A 748-nucleotide genomic window follows, 5' to 3' on the forward strand; every position below is an offset into this window, starting at 1 on the left:
ATGACGACCCAATTGCCAGGGATGAGATATTCGGACCGGTGCTTTCGGTCATTGCCTTCGATGATGAAGAGGAAGCTATCCGTATTGCCAATGACAGCCCGTACGGGCTGGCCGCATCGCTGTGGACCGACAGCCTTTCGCGCGTGCACCGCGTCGCCGGCCGGCTGCGCGCCGGCACGGTTTCCGTCAACACGGTCGATGCGCTGAGCCCGATGACGCCGTTCGGCGGTGTCAAGCAATCGGGCTTTGGCCGCGACCTGTCGCTGCATGCACTGGACAAGTACACCGCGCTGAAAACGACATGGATCAAATACTGAAGCCGCGGGGGCGCTTGATCGCGGCGCCCAAACCGGCAACATAGAAGCCCATGCCGCTACGCTTCACCCTGAGACAACTCGAATATTTCGTCGCCGTCGGCGAAGCCGGGTCCATTACCAAGGCGGCCGAGCAGGTCAATGTTTCGCCGCCTTCGATCTCGGCGTCGATCGCGCAGCTCGAGGCCGAATTCGGCGTCCAGCTTTTTGTGCGCAAGCATTCGCATGGCCTGTCGCTCACGGCTGGCGGTCGCGTTTTCCTGAAGGAGGCCGCCAGGCTGCTGGTCGACGCCGATGCCCTGCACGACATCGCCGGCGACATCGCCGAGAAGGTGCGTGGGCCGCTGGCGGTCGGATGCCTGCTGACCTTCGCGCAGATCGTCATGCCGACCCTGCGCATGAAGTTCGAGCGCGCCTATCCCGAGGTGCGGTTC

General features: G+C 63.2%; 2 protein-coding genes. Both read left to right on the forward strand.

Translation table 11 applies throughout. From position 1 onward, the window contains the following. Positions 1-317: aldehyde dehydrogenase family protein (locus NKH23_RS34470; protein WP_353036809.1), on the forward strand; the 317-nt coding region annotated here is incomplete at its 5' end. Positions 318-367: 50 nt separating this feature from the next. After that, on the forward strand, positions 368-748 hold a 381-nt coding region (locus NKH23_RS34475; protein WP_353036811.1), incomplete at its 3' end, for a LysR family transcriptional regulator.

The sequence above is a fragment of the Mesorhizobium sp. M1328 genome, from assembly GCF_040318075.1.
In the GTDB taxonomy this organism is placed as follows: Bacteria; Pseudomonadota; Alphaproteobacteria; order Rhizobiales; family Rhizobiaceae; genus Mesorhizobium.